Source organism: Acidovorax sp. SRB_24, assembly GCF_012931925.1.
In genome coordinates this window covers 23,095-28,556 of record NZ_MWOM01000031.1, presented here as the reverse complement: position 1 = coordinate 28,556, position 5,462 = coordinate 23,095, and the positions used below count along the sequence as shown (strand labels likewise).

Here is a 5,462-nt window from a genome sequence, read left to right as displayed (position 1 = left end):
CCCCCCCTCCGCCGCCACCTCCTCCGGCACCGCGCCAGGCCGAGCCCGACACGCGCGCGGCCGACATCGCCGTCGAGCGCGAGAAAAAGCGCCTCGAAAAGGAAAAGAAAGAGCGCCAGCAGCAGCTCGAACGCGACAAGCGCGAGAAAGAGCGCAAGGAAGAAGAGCGCCGCGACCGCCTGGAGCAGGAGAAAAAAGAGCGCCTGCAAAAGGAAAAGATCGAGCAGCTGAAGGCCGAAAAAGCCGAGAAGGCCGAGCGCGAGAAGGAACGGCTGGAGAAGCTGGAAAAGCAAAAGCAGGCCGCCGAGGACAAGAAGCGCCAGGCGCAGGAAGACCAGCGCAAGCAGGAGGCCCTCGAAAAGGCCAGCGCCAAGGCCGCCGAAGCCCGCCGGCAGGAAAACATCCGCCGCATGCAGGGCCTCGCCGGTGCCACGGGCGGCGACACCGCTACCGGCAGCGCCAAGCAGGACTCCGGCCCCTCGGGCAGCTATGGCGGCAGGGTCGCGGCCAAGGTCAAGCCCAACATCGTCTACCCCGATGCGGTGAGCGGCAACCCGCGCGCCGTGGTGCAGGTGCGCGCCGCGCCCGACGGCACCATCGTCGGCACCAGGCTCGTGCAGTCGAGCGGCAACAAGGCCTGGGACGACGCCGTGCTGCGCGCCCTCGACAAAACCGAAACCCTGCCACGCGACGTGGACGGGCGCGTGCCCTCGGCGCTCGAAATCGGCTTCCGTCCCAAGGACTGACCAGGCCCCGGGCGCCGCAAGGGGCCCGGGATCTGCCGTTTTGCTGAGCCAGCGCAGAACGCCGGCCTCGCTGCCGTCCGACAATCGCGCGATGACCCCCAAAAGCCCCGAACTGCTGCTGCCTGCCGGCTCGCTGGAGCGCATGCGCGCCGCCTACGACTACGGCGCCGACGCTGTCTATGCCGGCCAGCCGCGCTACAGCCTGCGTGCGCGCAACAACGAATTCCGCGTCGAACAGATCGCGCAGGGCATCGCGGAAGCCCATGCGCGCGGCAAGAAATTCTTCCTCACCAGCAACCTGCTGCCGCACAACGACAAAGTACGCACTTACCTGCGCGACATCGAGCCCATCGTCGCCATGGGCCCGGACGCGCTGATCATGGCCGACCCCGGCCTGATCATGCTGGTGCGCGAGAAGTGGCCGCAGGTGCCCATCCACCTCTCGGTGCAGGCCAACACCGTGAACTTCATGGCGGTGAAGTTCTGGCAGACGGTGGGCGTGCAGCGCGTCATCCTCTCGCGCGAGCTGAGCCTCGACGAGATCGCGAAGGTCCGCCAGGAATGCCCCGACATGGAACTCGAGGTGTTCGTGCACGGCGCGCTGTGCATCGCCTATTCGGGCCGCTGCCTGCTCTCGGGCTATTTCAACCGGCGCGACAGCAACCAGGGCACCTGCACCAACGCCTGCCGCTGGAGCTACGCCACGCAGGAAGCCGCCGTGGACCCCACCACCGGCGAAGCCATGGCCCAGCGCATGGAAGGCGACTTCGATTTCGCCCAGGCTCAGGAAGACGACCACGCCGCCTTTGCCGCCTGCGGTGGCGGCGCGCGCCACCCGCGGGCCGACCAGGTCTACCTGCTCGAAGAGAAGGAGCGGCCGGGCCAGCTGATGCCCATCATGGAAGACGAGCACGGCACCTACATCCTGAACAGCAAGGACCTGCGCGCGGTCGAGCATGTGCAGCGGCTGGTCGATATCGGCGTCGATTCGCTCAAGATCGAAGGCCGCACCAAGAGCCAGTACTACGTCTCTCGCACGGCGCAGGTCTACCGCCGGGCCATCGACGATGCCGTGGCCGGCCGCCCGTTCAACCCCGAACTCCTCACCGAGCTCGAGGGCCTGGCCAACCGCGGCTACACCAGCGGCTTTCTCGAGCGCCGTCCCGCCCACGCGTACCAGAACTACGAAAGCGGCAGCTCGCAGATGCGGCGCAGCCAGTTTGTCGGCGAGGTCAAGGCGCTGCAGGACGGCTGGGCCGAGGTCGAGACCAAGAACCGCTTTGCGGTGGGGGACCTGATCGAGGTCGTGCACCCGAGCGGCAACCGCACCATGCGCCTGGAAACCATGCAGGGGCTCGATGGCCAGGCCCTGCAGGCCGCGGCCGGCAGCCCGCTGCGCGTGCGCATTCCCCTGGCCGACGCGGTGGACGGGGCGCTGCTGGCGCGCGTGCTCGAGTCCGACAACAATTCAGACCAAATCGGCCCCTAGCGCTTACCCAGCAAGCGCTGATAGCTACTGAAACCATAGTAAAAAAGCCCGGCGCTCTTGCGAGCGCCGGGCTTTCAGCCGCAGGGGGCGTGGGCCGTCAGGCGGCCACGCCGTCCGCCACGTCCTTGTACTCCGCGATCTGGTCGAAGTTCAGGTACTGGTAGATCTGGCCGCTGCTTTGCTTGATCACGCCCATGTCGGCCAGGTACTCGGCCTGGCTCGGGATGCGGCCGAGCTTGGAGCAGATGGCGGCCAGTTCGGCCGAGCCCAGGTAGACGTTGGTGTTCTTGCCCAGGCGGTTGGGGAAGTTGCGCGTGCTGGTCGACATCACGGTCGCGCCTTCCTTGACCTGCGCCTGGTTGCCCATGCACAGCGAGCAACCGGGCATTTCCATGCGCGCGCCGGCAGCGCCGAAGACGCCGTAATGGCCTTCCTCGGTGAGCTGCTGCGCGTCCATCTTGGTGGGCGGCGCCATCCACAGCTTGACCGGAATGTCCTTCTTGCCTTCGAGCAGCTTGGACGCGGCACGGAAGTGGCCGATGTTGGTCATGCACGAGCCGATGAACACTTCGTCGATCGCAGCGCCGGCCACGTCGGACAGCGTCTTGGCGTCGTCGGGGTCGTTGGGGCAGCAGACGATGGGCTCGGTGATCTCGGCCAGGTCGATCTCGATCACGGCGGCGTATTCGGCGTCGGCGTCGGGCTCCAGCAGCTGCGGGTTGGCCAGCCAGGCTTCCATGGCCTGGATGCGGCGGCCGATGGTGCGCGCGTCTTCGTAGCCCTGGGCGATCATGTTCTTGAGCAGCACGATGTTCGACTGCAGGTACTCAATGACCGGCGCCTTGTTCAGGCGCACCGTGCACCCGGCGGCCGAGCGCTCGGCCGACGCGTCGGACAGCTCGAATGCCTGCTCGACCTTCATGTCCGGCAGGCCTTCGATTTCGAGGATGCGGCCCGAGAAGATGTTCTTTTTGCCCTGCTTTTCCACCGTCAGCAGACCGGCCTTGATGGCGTAGAGCGGGATCGCGTGCACCAGGTCGCGCAGCGTGACGCCGGGCTGCATCTGGCCCTTGAAGCGCACCAGCACCGACTCGGGCATGTCCAGTGGCATCACGCCCGTGGCCGCGGCAAAGGCCACCAGGCCCGAACCGGCCGGGAAGCTGATGCCCACGGGGAAGCGCGTGTGGCTGTCGCCGCCCGTGCCCACGGTGTCGGGCAGCAGCATGCGGTTGAGCCAGCTGTGGATGATGCCGTCGCCGGGCTTGAGCGAGATGCCGCCGCGCGTGCTGATGAAGTCGGGCAACTCGTGGTGCATCTTCACGTCCACGGGCTTGGGGTAGGCCGCGGTGTGGCAGAAGGACTGCATCACCAGGTCGGCGCTGAAGCCCAGGCAGGCGAGGTCCTTGAGCTCGTCGCGCGTCATCGGGCCGGTAGTGTCCTGCGAGCCGACCGAGGTCATGCGCGGCTCGCAGTAGGTGCCGGGCAGCACGCCCTGGCCTTCTGGCAGGCCGCAGGCGCGGCCGACCATTTTTTGCGCCAGCGTGAAGCCCTTGCCGGTGGCGGCGGGTACTTGCGGCAGGCGGAACAGCGTCGACGGCTCCAGGCCCAGCGCCTCGCGCGCCTTGGTCGTCAAGCCGCGGCCGATGATCAGCGGAATGCGGCCGCCGGCACGCACTTCGTCGAACAGCACCTCGCTCTTGACCTCGAACTCGGCAATCACCTGGCCGTCCTTGAGTGCCTTGCCGGCGTAGGGCAGCAGCTCGATGGTGTCGCCCATGTGCATCTGGCTCACGTCCAGCTCGATCGGCAGCGCGCCGGCGTCTTCCATGGTGTTGTAGAAGATCGGGGCGATCTTGCTGCCCAGGCAGACGCCGCCAAAGCGCTTGTTGGGCACGAACGGAATGTCTTCGCCCGTGAACCACAGCACGCTGTTGGTGGCCGACTTGCGGCTCGAGCCCGTGCCGACGACGTCGCCGACGTAGGCCACGAGGTGGCCCTTGGCGCGCAGGTCCTCGATGAACTGGACCGGACCGCGCTTGCCGTCTTCCTCGGGCGTGATGCCGTCGCGCTTGTTCTTGAGCATGGCGAGCGCATGCAGCGGAATGTCGGGGCGGCTCCAGGCGTCGGGCGCGGGAGAGAGGTCGTCGGTATTGGTCTCGCCGGTGACCTTGAGCACCGTGAGCTTGATGCTCTGCGGCACTTCGGGGCGGCTGGTGAACCACTCGCCATCGGCCCAGCTTTGCAGCACGGCCTGCGCGAAGGTGTTGCCCTTGTCGGCCTTTTCCTTGACGTCGTGGAACTGGTCGAACATCAGCAGCGTCTTCTTGAGCGCTTCAGCGGCGACGGAGGCGACCGCGGCGTCGTCGAGCAGATCGATCAGCGGCGTCAGGTTGTAGCCGCCCAGCATGGTGCCCAGCAGCTCGGTGGCCTTCTCGCGGCCGATCAGCGTGCAGTTTTCGGTTCCGTGCGCCACGGCAGCCAGGTAGCTGGCCTTGACCTTGGCGGCATCGTCCACACCGGCGGGCACGCGGTGCGTGATCAGGTCGAGCAGCACCGCTTCCTCGCCCGCGGGCGGGCTCTTGAGCAGCTCGATCAGCGCGCCAGTCTGCTTGGCGGTCAAGGGCAGCGGCGGGATGCCCAGCGCTGCGCGCTCGGCCACGTGTTCACGGTAGGCTTGCAACATGTAGTTTTTTCTCCGGTTACTTCTGGTTCATCAATGGGGGCCGGTGCAACCCGGCAGGGACGCCGTCACTTGGCAGGCGGCGCTTCCAGCACGCTGGGCGGGGGGTTTTTCTTGATGGCCTCGGCCACCACCACCTGGGCGGGGCTCATGCATTCATCGGCCAGGCGCTGGCCACGTTTCTGGTCCATCAACATGGACTTGTTGGCAATCTGCAGCCAGACGGCGCCGCCCTTGGCGTCTTCGAGCCGCACCGTGCCGGTGGTCGTGGCGACCGGCACCATGTGGTACTTGAAGCCCTTGCCGCCCACATGGAAGTGGCCCGGCGCTTGGGGATCGGCGTCGATCTGCACACTGGCGCCCAACTCGCACGGGATATGGCCCACGTGCACGCGTTCGGCAATGGCCAGCTCCGCCGGGGTCAGCGCGGTCTCGGCCGCCATGAGGCCGGTGGCCACCTGGCTGGTGGCGCTTTTGAGCTGCGTGCGGCTGCTGGTGGGCTGGGCCTTGGCGACCACGGCCTTGCTTTCTTTCTTGGCTTTGGCGG

Annotated in this window: 4 protein-coding genes; 2 read left to right on the top strand and 2 right to left on the bottom strand. The window is 67.1% G+C overall.

Annotated features, from left to right (window positions below; genetic code table 11):
- Positions 1–746: cell envelope integrity protein TolA (gene tolA / locus B2J89_RS12270; RefSeq protein ID WP_240965002.1), on the top strand; the 746-nt coding region annotated here is incomplete at its 5' end.
- A 91-nt stretch (positions 747–837) separates the two neighbouring features.
- Positions 838–2,235: a tRNA 5-hydroxyuridine modification protein YegQ gene (gene yegQ, locus B2J89_RS12265; RefSeq protein ID WP_169169370.1), complete on the top strand. Its 1,398-nt coding sequence runs from the start codon at positions 838–840 to the stop codon at positions 2,233–2,235.
- Between the two features lie 97 nt (positions 2,236–2,332).
- Here the strand turns inward: yegQ and acnB are convergent, their stop codons facing one another.
- Together acnB and B2J89_RS12255 are read right to left on the bottom strand one after the other, a co-directional pair.
- A complete protein-coding gene (gene acnB, locus B2J89_RS12260) occupies positions 2,333–4,918 on the bottom strand; it encodes a bifunctional aconitate hydratase 2/2-methylisocitrate dehydratase (RefSeq protein ID WP_169169369.1) in 2,586 nt (861 codons plus the stop codon).
- A gap of 65 nt (positions 4,919–4,983) precedes the next feature.
- On the bottom strand, positions 4,984–5,462 hold a 479-nt coding region (locus tag B2J89_RS12255; RefSeq protein WP_169169368.1), incomplete at its 5' end, for a hypothetical protein.

Bases quoted from the DNA above. Each gene is read 5' to 3' on its own strand.
- yegQ (WP_169169370.1), top strand. From the start codon at position 838: ATGACCCCCAAAAGCCCCGAACTGCTGCTGCCTGCCGGCTCGCTGGAG.
- acnB (WP_169169369.1), bottom strand. From the start codon at position 4,918: ATGTTGCAAGCCTACCGTGAACACGTGGCCGAGCGCGCAGCGCTGGGC.